Consider the following 16625-nt stretch of genomic DNA (forward strand, 5'->3'; position numbering starts at 1 on the left):
GCTAATCCCTTTCTTCATATAGAGATTTAATCGGTGCAAATGAAGTACGATGAATTGGGCATGGTCCCAATTGCCTGATTGCTTCTAAATGTCTTTTCGTTCCGTAACCTTTATGCTCTTGGAATCCATATCCAGGATATTGAGTTTCATAATCGTTCATTAATTGATCCCTTGTTACCTTCGCAATAATCGAAGCTGCTGCAATGCTTACACTATTCATATCTCCTTTCACAATGGAGGATTCAGGATAAATACTATTTAATTGAACGGCATCAATCAATAAAAAGTCTGGTCTCACCTGTAAATTCTGTAAAGCAATAAGCATCGACTTTTTGGTTGCTTGTAAAATATTCAATTCATCTATTTCTTTTGCAGAAATCATACCGATCCCAACAGCATCAGCCTTATCCATAATTTGCTCGTAAAGTTGATTGCGTCTGTTAATCGTTAATTTTTTCGAATCATTTAATCCTAATATGTAATAATCTTTAGGCAAAATGACAGCTGCGGAAACAACCGGCCCTGCAAGTGGGCCGCGTCCTACTTCATCTATTCCTGCAATGAAATGGTACCCCATTTGCCGGGCCTTTCTTTCATGATGAGACATCGCCTCATATTGCATGAAACGGCTTTTCTCTAAATCCTTTTGTTTGTACCAACGCTGTAAAAGCGTTTGTACCCCTTTTCGTGAATCCATTTTTAATTGCATTAAGAATGGATCATCCCCGTCATTTATTTCTAAAAGGATTGCTTCAATTTCACGGATGGATAATGTATTTATACTGGATTCCGTCATATTTCTACGCTTTCTGGATCATCCAATGAGAGGTTACCAAATTTTTGCATCCTAATGTCTTTAACTATTTTTTCAGCTGTTTTATCATAATCTGGTTCATCTTCATCCGCTATGTACCGTAAGGAAACAGCAATCTCTTTAAACAAAGATAAATGATCCTTTGGTAACTCATTAAGTTTATATTGTTCCATAAGCCTGTCAGGATAATGAGAATGAAGAAACTGCAAACCAAATTCAGCAATATCTTGCATATTTAATAATGTATCCTTTATTGCTCCTGTCAAAGCAAGTTTATATCCCGTCACGGGATCTTCGAACTTTGGCCATAATATCCCAGGAGTATCCAAAAGTTCAAGCTCTTTGCCAACCTTGATCCATTGTTGTGATCTAGTCACCCCTGGTGTATTTCCAGTTTTCGCTATATTTCGTTTTGCTAATCGGTTAATCAAGGTGGACTTACCAACATTGGGAATCCCAATAATCATGGCCTTGATGGCCCTTGGACGCAGGCCTTTTGCTTTATCCCTCAGCCTTTTTTCTTTCAGAATCTCTTCGGATGCCTTCATAATTCGATTCATCCCTTTACCGGCCTGAGAGTTAACCGCTACTGCCATTAAGCCTTGCTTTGAATAATGAGCAATCCATTCTTCCGTTACTTGTCGATCCGCCATATCCGCTTTGTTTAATAGAATTAATCTTGGTTTTTGTTGGATGATTTCTTTTAACATTGGATTGGATGATGACACAGGTATACGTGCATCAACAAGTTCAAAAATTATATCGACTAATTTTAATTTCTCTGTTACTTCCCGTCTTGCTTTAGCCATATGGCCTGGAAACCATTGTATCGTCATAGCACTCACTCCACTCGTTACTTCACCATTCGAATATCCTGTAATGGCCAGAATACAACACTGGTGTCACCAATGATTTCATTCATAGAAATAGTTCCAATATGGCGACTGTCTTTACTAGAACGACGATTATCCCCCATGACAAACACTTCTCCCTCTGGGACAGTTTCTGTACCTACAGGTGTTTCTTCTAGGGTAAAATCATCTGTTAACTTTCCATCAAAAAGTTCCTGCTTAGATTTTTCCAAATAAGGCTCCTCATAAGCCTCTCCATTGATATATAGAACATCATCCCGATACTCTACTGTATCCCCTGGCAATCCAATAACGCGCTTGATGTAATCCTTGTGCTCTGGTGCATGAAATACGATGATGTCAAATCGATTTGGCTTACCAAGCTTGTTGACAATCATCTTATCTCCATCATGCAAAGTGGGCGTCATGGAATAACCATCTACCACTATAGGAGTAAAAAGAAAGAAACGAATAATAGCAGCTAATGCTACAGCAATTAATAGCGCTTTTGTCCATTCCCAAAGTTCATTTTTTTCCTTTACTGATTTTTCATCATCCATCCCAATCACTCCAGTACCAACCTGTTTTCCTTTCTATTGTACAGTAAAACAAGATAATAAAAAACTTCCTTTTACTACTCTTTATATAAAAAGAGAGCTTGCATACACAAGCTCCTCCTTTTTGCATGTTACATATAAGGTTAGTACATAATTAGCGAATTTCTTTAATTCGCGCTGCTTTACCGCGTAATTTACGCATGTAGTAAAGTTTTGCTCGACGAACCTTACCACGACGCACGACTTCAAGCTTTGCAATTCTTGGAGTGTGTACAGGGAAAGTACGTTCAACCCCAACACCATAAGAGATTTTGCGAACAGTAAATGTTTCACTGATCCCACCACCACGGCGTCTAATCACAACACCTTCAAAAAGCTGGATTCTCTCACGAGTACCCTCAACAACTTTCACATGAACACGTACCGTATCACCAGCGCGAAACTTTGGTAGGTCTGTTTTAAGTTGCTCTTTTGTAATTTCTTCAATAATTTTGTGCATCGAATTCATCTCCTTCCAACCGAAGTTCATACAAACTTTCATCCTTGCAGCGGAACATCGTTGTTACGGCAAACAAGACTATCACAGCCTCTGCCACTAAACTATATTACCATATGGTACCATTCATTGCAATAACAAAAAACAAAGAAGCACTAGAGCTGAATGGACTGTATCATCAAGCAAATGATCCGTAGATCGAAAATATTTAGCGATTTAAGGAAAAGACTTGATAGAAGCTGATAGAGAGCGTATAAGCTTGTTTGATATCTTAGAGCGCTTCCTAATCCTCCTAAACACTATTCTAATAAATCCGGTCGCCGTTCCTTCGTTCTTTTCAGTGATTGTTCTTTTCTCCATTCGGCAATTTTGGCATGGTTGCCTGATAATAATACGTCAGGGACTTTCATTCCTCTAAAATCGGCAGGTCTTGTGTAATGAGGATGTTCTAGTAATCCTGTCGAGAATGAATCATGAATTGGAGAATCTTCATTTCCTAGAACACCGGGAAGTAAACGAACGACTGAGTCAATCACAACCATCGCCCCTAATTCTCCGCCTGTTAAGACATAGTCTCCGATTGAAATTTCATCTGTCACAAGGTGCTCTCTTATTCTTTCATCATAGCCCTCATAATGACCACAAATAAAAATCAAGTGTTCTTCCTGAGCCAATTCCTCTGCTTTACTCTGATCAAAACGATCTCCTTGGGGACATAGTAAAATGATCCTTGGTTTCGTGTCTGTGTTTTCTGTTAAGTGTGATACAGCATCGAAGATTGGTTGCGGCTTTAACACCATTCCAGCTCCGCCACCATATGGATAATCATCCACCGTATGATGTTTGTTATTGGAAAATCTCCGGAAATTTTCAAGTGAATAAGAGACAGCCTCTTTTTCTTCTGCTTTTTTTAGCATGGAGCTTCCTAATACCCCTGCAAACATTTCGGGAAATAAGGTTAAGATGTCGATTTTCATAGGTCCAACAATCCCTCAATTGGATGAATGAAAATTTCTTTATTGTCGATTGAAATCTCCTCTACCACGTCCTCGATATAAGGGATCAGATATTCCTTTCCTTCATCCGATTTTACAACCCATACATCATTGGCTCCAGGAGTGAGTATTTCTTTGACAATTCCAATTGGCTTGCAATTTTCATCTAGCACCGTGCAACCGATAATTTCATGAAAATAAAATTCACCTTCAGGAAGCGCAGCTAATTGGTCTTCAGAAACTTTGAGTATAGCATTTTTCCAATGTTCCACATCGTTTATATTGTTATACCCTGTAAATGCAAGTAAATCGAAGTTTTTATGTTTGCGATGACTTTTGATTGTGAGCTGCAAAGGAGATGGATTCTTTGGCAAGAAAAGATGAAGTTGTTGACCTATTGCAAATCGTTGCTCGGGAAAATCTGTCGTCGCTATCACCCTTACTTCACCGCGAATGCCATGGGTATTGACGATTTTTCCAACATTAAACCATTTTTCCATCTAATCACCTCTCTCGTATCTCTGTTATGATTCCATCTTTGATTATGATTGTCTTACCACTAACCTTTTCTTCCCAATGATCACCGACACTAATGTCAATCATTGCGGAAACTTCTTGATCTTGTAATTCACTGCCAAGCGGAAGTATTTCAACTTGTTCTATTTGAAACTCAATCATTTTTATTTTTTCTTTACGGAGATCAATTTCCTTATCAAATTGGGTTTTTAATCCGCCTGCGGGATATTTGCGATTCCGTTCAAGCTTTTTCATTTCGAAAAAAAGCTGGTCACACTCTTTCTCTAATTGTTGTTTGTTTCGTTCATATTTTTTTAGTAATTGATCTTTACTTTGTTCTGTCAGTACTTGTTTGACATTTACTTTCTGGAGAATCTTCATCTAATCATCCTCCGAGCATTTTTATGTATAGCATTAATATCTTGATAAAATCAAAATGAAGGGAGGTGTCTTCGCCTCCCTTCATTTAGAACAAGCTTTAGCACTTAGCAAACTTTTAGCTTCATCCTACATGAAGTATAAATCGCTATGGGCGCCTCTGCTTTACTCAGTCGATTTCCAAGTAAACCTTTTTTTGTTGTTTTTGTCCTGCTGCTGCATAAATAATCGCCCTAATGGATTTTGCTACTCGACCATTCTTCCCAATTACTTTTCCGATATCCTCTTCATGAGTAATAAGTTTATAAATGACGTGGTTTTCTTCTTCCTTTGTCTCCACACGAACGTTGTCAGGAAAATCAACAATTGGCTTGACGACCGACAGGATTAAATTTTCCATGCTTATCCCAATTATTTGCCAAGCTTGGCGTTATGGAATTTTTCCATGATCCCTTGTTTTGAAAACAAGTTACGAACCGTATCAGATGGTTTTGCACCATTTTGCATCCATTTAATCGCATTTTCTTCATTAATTGTCACTTGAGCCGGTTGTGCAACCGGATTATATGTGCCAATCTCTTCAATAATTCTTCCATCACGTGGAGAACGAGAATCTGCAACTACGATACGATAGAAAGGAGCCTTTTTTGCCCCAATACGTTTTAAGCGAATTTTAACTGCCATTTTATATAGCACCTCCGAATAGTTTCACACAAGATATTATAATATCAAATAAGTGTTTATGCTGTAAAGTACTTTTTCTTAACATCACTAAATTAAATTTAAAAATTACATAAAAGGAAGATTAAAGCCTTTCTTCTTGCCTTTTTGTTGCATACCAGACATTTGTTTCATCATCTTCTTCATCTCTTCGAATTGCTTTAAAAGCCGGTTAACCTCTTGAATGGTTGTACCACTTCCTTTTGCAATTCGTCGTCTGCGTCCTGAATTGATAATATCAGGTTGTTGCTTTTCTTGCTGTGTCATGGAATGAATGATTGCCTCTATTCGATTGATTTGTTTTTCATCAATCTGCAGATTATTCATTCCCTTAATCTTATTGGCCCCAGGCATCATTTTTAATAATTCGTCAAGTGGCCCCATATTCCGCATTTGTGATAATTGCTCTAAGAAATCATCAAAATCAAGCGAAGCATGCTTTATTTTTTGTTCTAATTCTTTTGCTTTCTCTTCATCTACTGAGTCTTGCGCTTTTTCGATTAATGTAAGCATATCGCCCATGCCTAGAATTCTAGAAGCCATGCGTTCTGGATGAAAAGCTTCCAATGCATCCATTTTTTCACCCATACCAACAAACTTAATTGGTTTATCAGTTACCGCACGAATAGATAGGGCAGCACCACCCCTTGTATCACCGTCTAGCTTCGTTAAAACTACGCCAGTAACTTCCAGTTGATCATTAAATGCTTTTGCGACATTTACGGCATCTTGCCCAGTCATCGCATCCACAACTAGGTAAATTTCATCAGGACGTGCAACTTCCTTTACATCTTGTAATTCTTGCATGAGTTCACCATCAATATGCAAACGCCCTGCTGTATCAATCAAGACATAATCAAAATGTTCTTCCTTCGCCTTTTCGATTGCTTTTTGTGCAATTTCAACTGGACTTACTTGATCCCCCATTGAAAAAACGGGTAAATCTAACTGTTTGCCAATCGTTTCTAATTGTTTAATTGCAGCTGGTCGGTAGATATCAGCAGCCACCAATAATGGCTTCCGATTATATTCCTTACGAAGTAAATTGGCTAACTTCCCGGTTGTCGTTGTCTTACCAGCCCCCTGAAGACCGGACATCATAATAACCGTTGGAGGACGATTTGCTACAGCGATTTTGCTTTGCTCTCCACCCATCAAATCTGTTAGCTCTTCTTTTACTACTTTGATAACTTGTTGTCCTGGTGTTAGACTTTTCATAACCTCTTGTCCAACTGCTCTCTCGCTTACTTTTTTGATAAACTGTTTGACAACTTTAAAGTTGACATCTGCTTCAAGTAAAGCAAGTCGGACTTCACGCATCATCGTTTTTACATCCGCTTCTGAAACCTTCCCTTTACCGCGAATTTTTTGCATTGTTGCCTGTAATCGGTCGGCTAAACCTTCAAACGCCATATGGCCGCCCCCTAATCCAATTCATCAAGCAAACCTATAAAATGTTCCAACATCACTTTATCCAATTTGTCTTGATCCAGACAAAGTTTCATTTGCTTGGTGACTTTTTTTCGTTTTTGGTATTTATGAAATAAATTCAACTTTTCTTCGTAATCCTCCAGCATCGCCTCTGTTCTTTTAATATTATCATAAACAGCTTGACGACTGATCTGGAATTCTTCGGCTATTTCACCCAATGAAAAATCATCCAAGTAATAAAGGGACATATAATTCCTTTGTTTTGGAGTCAACAAAGCTTGATAAAAATCAAATAAGTAATTGATGCGCGTAGTTTTCTCAAGCATTGTCATGTAAAACCCACCTTGTTAAGTTAAACGCCTTTACAGCAAAATAATACCGATAAATAACAGGATTGTCAAGAGGCCTTTATTTTTCTTCCTCTACATCGTCAATCATATCAGAGAAAAGCCCATAAACATATTTTTCAGGATCAAATTCTTGAAGATCATCCATTTTCTCACCAAGCCCGACAAATTTCACAGGCAAATTCAATTCATTACGTATAGCCAAGACGATTCCGCCTTTAGCCGTCCCATCGAGCTTCGATAGGACGATTCCACTAACGTCAACGGCTTCTTTAAAAGTCTTTGCTTGAATCAAAGCATTTTGGCCAGTTGTCGCATCTAAAACGAGCAAGACTTCATGTGGTGCGCCCGGTATTTCTCTTTCAAGTACACGTTTCACTTTTTCCAATTCTTTCATCAAATTCACTTTATTTTGCAAGCGCCCAGCTGTATCGCATAGAAGAATATCCACTTTTCTGGATTTCGCTGCCTGTAAAGCATCATACATCACAGCAGCCGGGTCTGATCCTTCCCCTTGCTTTATAACATCGACATCGACGCGCTGTCCCCATACTTCTAATTGTTCAATCGCACCAGCTCGGAAGGTATCTCCAGCAGCTAGCATTACCTTTTTTCCTTCTTGCTTAAATTTATGAGCTAGTTTTCCAATTGTCGTCGTTTTTCCAACTCCATTGACGCCCACAAATAATATAACCGTTAATTCATGATCTTTTATAGCCAATTCTGAGGATAGATTCTCCCCACCATCATAAATCTCAATCAGTTTTTCTGAGATTACGGGTTGTAGCTCCGCAGGATCTTTTATGTTTCTTCTTTTCACTTCTAACTTTAATTCTTCAACTAAATCCATTACTGTTTCAAAACCAACATCAGCTTGGATGAGAATCTCTTCTAATTCTTCAAAAAAGTCCTCATCAACCTTTCGATACCGAGCAACGAGATCATTTACCTTGCCAGCAAATTGATCTCTTGTTTTCGTTAATCCTGTTTTAAACTTTTCGGATACAGAATCTGATGAAGAAGTAAATTTTTCTTTTAATTTATTAAAAAAACTCATTTTAAGTCCCCCCTTTATTTATTGCACCATCTCTTGTGCATTTTCCAACTTGACAGATACGATTTTAGACACTCCCGATTCCTGCATGGTAACACCGTACAGCACATCTGCTCCTTGCATTGTACCTTGGCGATGCGTAATGACGATAAATTGTGTCTCTTGACTAAATGCTCGTAAATAATGACTAAACCTCTGTACATTAGCTTCATCTAAGGCCGCTTCTACTTCATCTAAGACACAGAAAGGTACGGGTCGAATCTTTAAAATAGAAAAAAGCAAGGCAATTGCGGTTAAAGATCTTTCGCCACCTGATAAAAGACTTAAATTTTGCAATTTTTTTCCAGGTGGTTGAGCAACAATATCCACTCCTGTATTGAGCAAATCTGAAGGATCTGTAAGCTTCAATTCCGCATGACCACCACCGAATAGCGCCCTAAACACACCCATAAATTGGTCTTGGATTTCATGGAAGGTTGTGCCAAATCTTCTTTTCATTTCATCATCCATTTCATCCATTACGCGAAATAGATGGGTTTTTGCCTCTGTTAGATCTGTCTGTTGTTCCAAAAGAAAATGATACCTTTCGTAAACTCGATCATATTCTTCTATAGATCCTAGATTAACAGAACCTAGTTCCTCAATGCCTAGTTTAGTTAATTTAACCTTTTTTCGTGTTTCTTCAACAGATAAGATCAAAGGATATTGATCTTTCGCCCCCTCGTATGATAGGGAATAATCTTCACGCAGCATATGTAGCAGGTTATCCAGCTCAACATCGAGCCGATTCTTTTTAACCTCTTCAGCTCTCAAGGCATTGCTTATGCCAGAATATAATCTTTTCTGTTCTTTTAGATCGGCTTCCCTTTGCTCAATCAATACTTGTAATTGGAATCTGTCTTCTCTTTCCTTATTCAACCGCTCTTCTATTTCATTTTTCTCACTAGAGCCTTGTTGTATCAGCTGAGCTAGGTCTTCTTCACTTGTCTGATGTCCTGTCATCTCTCCTTGAATAAATCCCCATTCATCCATAAGTGAGTTTTTATGCGACTCAGCCTCATCAAATTCAGTTGCAAGATTCTTAAGCTGTTTTTCAGTAGACTGAAGCTGCTCGTTTATGACAGCAGATTTTGATGTGAGCTCATTAATTTCTCTTTCAAGTGATTCTTTGGATTGCCTTTCATCATTTCGTTGCTTGGTTAATTCATCTATTTTTGCATTTAAAGAAACGATTTTTTCGCTGCATTCAACAGTAATTTTCTCTAAGGCGTCCATTCGTTCCTTTATTTTATTTTTCTCTTCTTTTAACTCGGTTGTTTCTAAATCATATATAGCAAGACGATCATCAACATTTTTTTTCGTCATCTCTATCTGGGAGAGACCGGCTTGCGCTTCATTTTTTTGCAGGCGAAGCTGCTCGCCGTTCTGTTTCATTTCCTCTACTTGTTGTTCACTATTTGCTAATTGTTCTTTAAGTTCTTGCCACTCTTCTTCAAGATTCTTGGTTTTGCTTTTCATTTCTATTAATTTATTTTTGAGCTCTTCTAGCTCAGTTTTCCGCCCTAATAAAGAAGTCGTTTTTTGTTTAGTGGCACCACCTGTCATCGAGCCGCCTGGGTTCACGACATCCCCATCAAGGGTAACGATCCGATAACGAAACTGTAATCGTTTTGCCAGTTGATTCGCTCCTGCTAAAGAATCCGCAATCACAATATTGCCAAGCAAATGCTCGATCACTTGTTTATAAGCTTGATTGGCTTCCACTAGGTCTGCTGCTATTCCTACAAAAGAGGGATGAGTAGAGAGATCTATTCGTTGATTTGCAGGTAAACTCCTCCCTTTAATTACATCCATAGGTAAAAATGTAGCTCTTCCTAATTGCTTTTTTTTCAAAAAGGCAATCGCATTTCGTGCATCGGCTTCGGTATTGACGACAATATGTTGCATAGCTCCACCAAGAGCTGTTTCCATTGCCTTTGCAAATTGCTGAGGAACATGGATAAGTTCGGCAATCGCTCCTTCAATCCCTGCTAATTCACTCTTTTTAGCCTTCAGGACTTCCTTTACCCCATAATAAAAACCTGTGTAATCCTCTTCCATTTCTTCTAACGTATCTTTACGGGATTCCGCCTTTTGGATAAACTGATAGGCCTTGTTTAACAATTCATTTTTTGCTTCATATTTTTCTCTTATGTCTTTAGTCAAACTTTGAGCAGCTCGAAATTGTTCAATTTGAGCAGTTAACTCGCTGTCAATTTTTTCTACTTCCTGCATTTTCTCATCTAATTGTGCGATATAATTTGCTCGTTGTTCAAGATATTTTCTATTTTCTTGATCTAATCGATTACTCTTGGCAATCTGTTGTTCTAATTGCTGCTGTAAATAACGAAATTCATTTTTCGCTGTCGCTTGTTGATTCAGCACTTCAATATAATCACTTTTTAATGATTCGATCGTCTCCTCAATCGAATCATTGAGAGCACTGGCCATTTTCTTCTTGTCTACTAATATTTTCTTAAGTTCTCGAGCTTCATTTCTTTTTTTATGAAGTTCTGCTTCCGTATCTTCTTGTTTTTGTTTAATTAAGGTTATTTTTTGTTCTGCATCCGTAATGTTTTTCTGCAATTGCCCAGAGTTTAACGCTGCGTTATTTTTTCTTTCTTTTAAAATCCCCAGTCTACCTTGAAGCTTTTCCAAATCTTTTGAAGAGGTCAATAAGGCAGATTGCCATTCAGCAATTTTTTCATCAAAAGCACTTAATTGGCTTCTTTCAGTCTCTAGTGATGACTCAATCTGTTGAATATAGGAGGATCGATCTTTTTCTTGGTTTGTTAGTTTTTCCAACACTTTTTTAGCAGTTTCCCATTGGGTATGCTTTTCACCTATTTCATAGACAGTTAAAGCAATTTCATGTGTCTCTAAATCCTGCTTCTTCTGTAAATAATCTTTTGCCATTGACGCTTGCATTTCGAGGGGTTCCAACTGGCCTTCCAATTCATACAAAATATCATTTACTCGATTTAAGTTCTCAGATGTTTCTTGAAGTTTAAGTGAAGCTTTTTTCTTTCGATTTTTGTATTTTAAAACGCCTGCTGCCTCTTCAAATATTGTCCTTCGTTCCTCAGGTTTACTATTTAATATCTCTTCAATTTTTCCTTGACTGATAATAGAGAAAGCTTCTTTTCCTAGTCCTGAATCCATAAATAAGTCCACAATATCTTTCAGTCGACAACTATGCCCATTCAATAAATATTCACTGTCACCATTTCGAAAAACTCTACGTGTGACACACACCTCATTATATTCAACAGGTAAGGTTCCATCTTCGTTATTTAATGTAAGAGAAACTTCCGCGAAATTGAGCGACTTTCTAGAATCACTACCCGCAAAAATGACGTCCTCCATTTTTCCTCCACGCAATGATCGTGCAGACTGCTCCCCTAAAACCCAGCGTATCGCATCCGTAATATTACTTTTTCCACTTCCATTCGGACCAACAACTGCTGTAACACCAGGCACAAATTCAAGTGTCGTTTTCTCTGCAAATGATTTAAATCCGATAATATCTAGTTGCTTGAGGAACATCATCATCCTCCTCTTTTTTACAGGATTATTGTTTATCTGAACGCAAATGATCTAAGGCCATCTGCGCTGCATGTTGTTCCGCCTCTTTCTTCGAGCGCCCTTTTCCTTCTCCAAGGATCTTACCCTCGAGAGAAACTTGGGATATAAATATGCGATTATGGGCTGGTCCCACTTCTTGTAAAATTTGATATGATAATGTCCTTGTCCCATCTTTTTGAACGACTTCCTGAAGTTGGCTTTTAAAATCCATCGCATGCGAAAAAGCACCTGCATCTACTTTAGGATAGACAACTTTTTCTAACAATGCTACCACCTTGTCTAACCCTTGATCAAGGTATAAGGCGCCTATAACGGCTTCAAATGCGTCTGCTAGCAATGCTGGCCGCGCACGCCCCCCTGTCATTTCTTCCCCTTTTCCCAGAAGCACTGCATCGCCAAATTCTAATTCATTTGCAAACTCAACTAGAGCTGGTTCACAAACAATAGAAGCGCGAAGTTTTGTTAGTTCTCCTTCACTAATAGTCGGAAACTTTTTATATAAGTATTGGGAAATTGTTAATTCTAAAACCGCGTCGCCTAAAAATTCTAAGCGTTCATTATCTTCATAGTTTTTTTTGCGATGCTCATTCACATAAGATGAATGGGTAAGAGCCTGTTTTAATAAGCGTTCATTTTGAAATTGAATGCCGATTCTCTCTTGAAAATCCTTTATTTTTTGATTTTCAAAATGATTTCTTGTTTTGCTTCGATTCGTTTTGCGCATAGATCCTCACCTAAGTTGATTTTTTGTAAAGATGCCCTTATTTACTATACTAAGCGCCTATACTAGATTAAACCATTTTCTCTCCACAGTGTATACACTAAAAAAATTTCTATACAACGTAGAAAAGCCCCGTCAGCAATCGACGGGACATATCCTTACATTAGACTAGGCATTACTTTCTATGTAATTGACTGCATCGCCTACTGTTGCAATTTTTTCAGCATCATCATCAGAGATTTCCATATCAAACTCATCTTCTAATTCCATGACAAGTTCAACAACATCTAGTGAATCTGCACCTAGATCGTCTTTAAATGAAGCTTCAAGCGTTACTTTTGATTCCTCAACACCTAAACGATCCACAATAATTTTTGTTACACGCTCTACTGTGTTTGCCATTTTGTCACCTCCCCTCAAGTATTATAGTCGAATCTGTCCAAAAGATAAAGTGAAACTCTATCAGCGAGGATCATGCTGAATATACAAGCCATAACACAAAAGTCAATTTTTTACATGTACATTCCGCCATTCACGTGAATGGTCTGGCCTGTAATATATTTCGCATCATCGGAAGCCAGAAAAACGGTTAACGCTGCAATATCTTTTGGCTCACCTAGCGAACCTAATGGAATTTGCTTCAACATTGCTTCTTTTGTATCTTCCGGTAATTTTTCTGTCATATCGGTCGTAATAAAACCAGGTGCAATCACATTTACAGTAATCCCTCTCGCCGCTAGCTCCAAAGCAGATGTTTTAGTTAATCCAATAACACCAGCCTTTGCCGCAGAATAATTCGCTTGTCCAGGGTTACCGCTCGACCCTACCACAGAGGAAATATTAATAATTCTTCCTTGGCGTTGCTTCATCATTGGTCTTGATACACTTTTCGTGCAATGAAAGACACCTTTTAAATTTGTATCTAAGACATCGTCCCATTCGGATTCTTTCATCCTCATTAATAGATTATCTCGGGTAATGCCGGCATTATTCACCAAAATGTCTATTTTTCCAAACTCTTGAACAGTTTCCTTGATCATCGATTGAACGGAAGAAGAGTCAGCTACATTACATTGATAAATCATTGATTTTCTTCCTAAAGCGACAATCTCATCCATTGTTTCCTTTGCTTTTTCTTCGTTGCCAGAGTAATTCACAATTACATTTGCCCCTTCTTTTGCAAGCATAAGGGCAATTTCCTTACCGATCCCTCTAGAGGCACCTGTGACAATCGCTACTTTATTCTCGAGTTTCATCGATCATTCCCCCCTTAAGGCTGTAATAGCGGCCTGACAGCTTTCCGGATCTTGAACAGAGAAAGTTGTTACCTCTCTATTAATTTTTCTAATAAGGCCTGTTAATACTTTTCCTGGTCCAATTTCCACAAAAGTATCGACACCAAGTTCAATCATTTTTCGTACAGAATCCTCCCATAGAACAGGAGAATACAATTGCTCCAGCAAAAGTGCGCGAATCTCGTTTTGCTCATTTGTTGGCTCCGCTGTTACGTTGGCAATTATTGGAATTTGCGCTTCCTGAACTTGTATATCATCCAAAACAGCCGCAAATCTTTCTGCTGCTGGTTTCATTAAAGCGGAATGAAAAGGTCCACTCACTTGCAAGGGCAGCACCCGTTTTGCCCCATTTTTTTTCGCTTCATCTCCTGCTTCAGTGACCCCATCAACCGAACCAGAAATCACAATTTGGCCGGGGCAATTCATATTTGCTAACTGCACTGATTTTCCCTTATCCGTTACCTTCTGACAAATATCGGCTAGCAGATTCCGGTCCATTCCTAGGACAGCCGCCATTGTGCCCTCGCCATTCGGCACGGCTTCTTCCATTAATTCCCCTCGTTTTGCGACAGCATAAACAGCTTCGGAAAAAGCGATGGCGTCACTTGCCACTAATGCGGTATATTCCCCAAGGCTGTGACCAGCCGTATAATCTGGTTGAATACCTGCCTCCTTCAAAGCTTGTAAAAGCGCAATACTTGTTGTCAGAAGAGCTGGTTGCGCATTTGCTGTCTTTGTTAATTCTTCTTGAGGACCATCTAGTATAATGGATGTCAAATCACGGCCCAGGCTTTTATCTGCTAAATCAAATATTTTTCTTGCATTTTCTTCCTTTTCCCTTACAGAAGCTCCCATTCCAACGGTTTGAGACCCTTGTCCAGGAAATACGAAGGCTATTTTCCCCATACCTATCTCTCCCTCTTTTTGAACTCACATTATTCGTTGTCTATTTTTAATGAGGTGGCAATTGTTTCGGAAATTTGGTGTTGTACCATTTCCCTGGTTTGTCTGATTGCATGATAAATGGCATTGGCATTGGAAGAACCATGCGCTTTCACAACCGGCGCATTTAATCCAAACAGACAAGCACCACCATATTCTGTATAATCCATTTTATTTTTAATTTGCATCAAGTCTGATTTAATGAGACCAGCTGCTAATTTATTTTTGAAACTATTCATAAAGGTATCTTTTAACATAGAAAAAAGGCTTGCTGCTGTCCCTTCAATTGTTTTTAGTACAACGTTGCCCGTAAACCCATCTGTCACGATCACATCAGCGGAGCCGTCTAATACATCACGTGATTCAATATTGCCAACAAAGTTCAAGTTGGACTCTTGAAGTAATGTGAACGCTTTTTTCGTTAACTCATTCCCTTTATTTTCTTCTGTTCCGATATTCAATAACGCCACTCTAGGTTGAGCAATCTTTCTTACATTCTGTGCATAAATACTGCCCATAATTGCGTATTGCAATAAATGTTCCGGCTTCGAATCTGCATTAGCCCCTACATCTAAAAAAACAAATCCTTTACCATCTAATGTTGGTAATGTTGGAGCAAGAGCAGGACGATCAATCCCTTTAATTCTTCCCACAATAAATAGGCCAGCAGCCATTAAAGCCCCAGTGTTTCCTGCAGAAATACAGGCATCAGCAGTTTTATCCTTGACAGCTTGTGCCATCATTACCATTGAAGCTGTCTTTTTTCTTCTAACAGCTTTAACAGGTTCATCCGTCGATTCAATCCTTTCATCTGTATGAACGATCGTTATCCGCTCATTTTTTTTAACATACTGATTAATTTCTTCTTTATTTCCAAATAACGTACATTCAATATCGGGAAATTCCTCCAGTGCACGATTTACACCAAGGATAATTTCTTTAGGAGCATGATCCCCTCCCATAGCATCAATCGCAATTTTCATACTTTCTCACCTTCTGACGTTTGACTAGAACGAAACATCTCAAATTCCCCCTTAAACACTAATTCTTTATCGACAAAGCTTTTTACATCCACAATCGTACGATCTCCTTGCCATTGCTGTTTTCGAACTTTTGCCTTTGCAATCACTCTTTCCCCTGCTTTTACTGGTCGTGTAAAGTGAATATTTACCTTAACCGTTAAGGCAAGCGCGTCATTTATTACAGCCACAGCAAGTGAATTGGCTTGCGCGAATAAATGATGCCCTCTTGCAATTGCGTTTCGTTTAAATGTATGCTCCTTTTGGACATCAAAGATCGAGATTGCAGCTTCATCTAATTCAATATCGATAATGTCACCAATGACTTCTTCAATCGGCAAAGCTTTCACTTCATCTTCTACATGTTTTTCTGCCACAGTTTTAATTCTCTCTCTTAATTCAGGGATCGCCAACTCCATCCGATCAAGGCGAATGGTTTGCACACTTACAGAAAATTTCCCTGCTAATTCCTCATCCGTAATAAATGGATTTTCAAGGATTGTCTCTTGTAATAAATTTTGACGTTCTTTTTTTGGAGGTCTCATATTTCATCAGCACCAATCAAGATATTAAGACTAGGTATTAACAGTAGTATATAAAAAGAAGGAGCAATGCGCAACCTTTACGCTGGCTACTGGATGTGGGTCAAAACACGTGAAGATTCATCGTGTTATGCCCCTAAAGGAGCGCCCTGGACTTTTGTGTGGATAACTGGCGTGGTGTTGCGGTCAATTAGGAGGCCATCCGTCAATAGGCCCACAGGAGCGAGTCTATTGACACAGGGTGTATTCGAGCAGGCGAGCGACAGGGTAAGCCTTTCTTCCTAGATCAGGGCGCTTGCACTTTTGTTCTTGTTAAGGAAATT

The 16625-nt window shown here is 38.7% G+C and carries 19 protein-coding genes; all 19 read right to left on the reverse strand.

Going from position 1 to position 16625, the window contains the following annotated elements; genetic code table 11:
* Window position 1: 1 nt before the first annotated feature.
* Window positions 2–781: a ribonuclease HII gene (locus IPU53_RS20940; RefSeq protein WP_207452966.1), complete on the reverse strand. Its 780-nt coding sequence runs from the start codon at window positions 779–781 to the stop codon at window positions 2–4.
* An 11-nt stretch (window positions 782–792) separates the two neighbouring features.
* Window positions 793–1650, reverse strand: a complete 858-nt coding sequence (ylqF, locus tag IPU53_RS20945) for a ribosome biogenesis GTPase YlqF (protein WP_207452949.1) — start codon at window positions 1648–1650, stop codon at window positions 793–795.
* Between the two features lie 17 nt (window positions 1651–1667).
* Window positions 1668–2225 (reverse strand): signal peptidase I, encoded by a 558-nt coding sequence (gene lepB / locus IPU53_RS20950; RefSeq protein WP_207452950.1) that lies wholly within the window; start codon window positions 2223–2225, stop codon window positions 1668–1670.
* A 151-nt stretch (window positions 2226–2376) separates the two neighbouring features.
* The gene (gene rplS, locus IPU53_RS20955) at window positions 2377–2721 is read right to left on the reverse strand and encodes a 50S ribosomal protein L19 (RefSeq protein ID WP_057986797.1); all 345 of its coding nucleotides are present in this window, start codon (window positions 2719–2721) and stop codon (window positions 2377–2379) included.
* Between the two features lie 296 nt (window positions 2722–3017).
* On the reverse strand, window positions 3018–3695 hold the full coding sequence (trmD, locus tag IPU53_RS20960) for a tRNA (guanosine(37)-N1)-methyltransferase TrmD (RefSeq protein WP_207452951.1): 678 nt from the start codon (window positions 3693–3695) through the stop codon (window positions 3018–3020).
* Window positions 3692–4213, reverse strand: coding sequence for a ribosome maturation factor RimM (rimM, locus tag IPU53_RS20965; RefSeq protein WP_207452952.1), 522 nt, complete (start codon window positions 4211–4213; stop codon window positions 3692–3694). The genes trmD and rimM overlap by 4 nt, the downstream gene beginning before the upstream one ends.
* 4 nt (window positions 4214–4217) lie before the next feature.
* Window positions 4218–4610: a YlqD family protein gene (locus tag IPU53_RS20970; protein ID WP_207452953.1), complete on the reverse strand. Its 393-nt coding sequence runs from the start codon at window positions 4608–4610 to the stop codon at window positions 4218–4220.
* A 166-nt stretch (window positions 4611–4776) separates the two neighbouring features.
* Complete coding sequence (locus IPU53_RS20975) at window positions 4777–5007, reverse strand: KH domain-containing protein (RefSeq protein WP_207452954.1); 231 nt, start codon at window positions 5005–5007, stop codon at window positions 4777–4779.
* A gap of 11 nt (window positions 5008–5018) precedes the next feature.
* Window positions 5019–5291: a 30S ribosomal protein S16 gene (gene rpsP, locus IPU53_RS20980; RefSeq protein ID WP_057986695.1), complete on the reverse strand. Its 273-nt coding sequence runs from the start codon at window positions 5289–5291 to the stop codon at window positions 5019–5021.
* Window positions 5292–5396: 105 nt separating this feature from the next.
* On the reverse strand, window positions 5397–6740 hold the full coding sequence (gene ffh / locus IPU53_RS20985; RefSeq protein WP_207452955.1) for a signal recognition particle protein: 1344 nt from the start codon (window positions 6738–6740) through the stop codon (window positions 5397–5399).
* An 11-nt stretch (window positions 6741–6751) separates the two neighbouring features.
* Window positions 6752–7084: a putative DNA-binding protein gene (locus IPU53_RS20990; protein ID WP_207452967.1), complete on the reverse strand. Its 333-nt coding sequence runs from the start codon at window positions 7082–7084 to the stop codon at window positions 6752–6754.
* Between the two features lie 82 nt (window positions 7085–7166).
* Window positions 7167–8162 (reverse strand): signal recognition particle-docking protein FtsY, encoded by a 996-nt coding sequence (gene ftsY / locus IPU53_RS20995; protein ID WP_207452956.1) that lies wholly within the window; start codon window positions 8160–8162, stop codon window positions 7167–7169.
* Between the two features lie 18 nt (window positions 8163–8180).
* Window positions 8181–11744: a chromosome segregation protein SMC gene (gene smc, locus IPU53_RS21000; RefSeq protein ID WP_207452968.1), complete on the reverse strand. Its 3564-nt coding sequence runs from the start codon at window positions 11742–11744 to the stop codon at window positions 8181–8183.
* A 25-nt stretch (window positions 11745–11769) separates the two neighbouring features.
* On the reverse strand, window positions 11770–12507 hold the full coding sequence (gene rnc / locus IPU53_RS21005) for a ribonuclease III (protein WP_207452957.1): 738 nt from the start codon (window positions 12505–12507) through the stop codon (window positions 11770–11772).
* A gap of 165 nt (window positions 12508–12672) precedes the next feature.
* Window positions 12673–12906, reverse strand: a complete 234-nt coding sequence (locus IPU53_RS21010) for an acyl carrier protein (protein WP_057986708.1) — start codon at window positions 12904–12906, stop codon at window positions 12673–12675.
* A 110-nt stretch (window positions 12907–13016) separates the two neighbouring features.
* Window positions 13017–13760, reverse strand: coding sequence for a 3-oxoacyl-[acyl-carrier-protein] reductase (gene fabG / locus IPU53_RS21015; RefSeq protein WP_207452958.1), 744 nt, complete (start codon window positions 13758–13760; stop codon window positions 13017–13019).
* 3 nt (window positions 13761–13763) lie between these two features.
* Window positions 13764–14705: an ACP S-malonyltransferase gene (fabD, locus tag IPU53_RS21020; protein ID WP_207452959.1), complete on the reverse strand. Its 942-nt coding sequence runs from the start codon at window positions 14703–14705 to the stop codon at window positions 13764–13766.
* Between the two features lie 29 nt (window positions 14706–14734).
* Window positions 14735–15724, reverse strand: a complete 990-nt coding sequence (plsX, locus tag IPU53_RS21025; RefSeq protein WP_207452960.1) for a phosphate acyltransferase PlsX — start codon at window positions 15722–15724, stop codon at window positions 14735–14737.
* Window positions 15721–16305 (reverse strand): transcription factor FapR, encoded by a 585-nt coding sequence (fapR, locus tag IPU53_RS21030; RefSeq protein WP_207452961.1) that lies wholly within the window; start codon window positions 16303–16305, stop codon window positions 15721–15723. The genes plsX and fapR overlap by 4 nt, the downstream gene beginning before the upstream one ends.
* Window positions 16306–16625 lie beyond the last annotated feature (320 nt).

Origin of the sequence: Bacillus sp. SD088 (assembly GCF_017355205.1) — a bacterium.
Classification (GTDB): domain Bacteria; phylum Bacillota; class Bacilli; order Bacillales; family Bacillaceae_C; genus Lederbergia.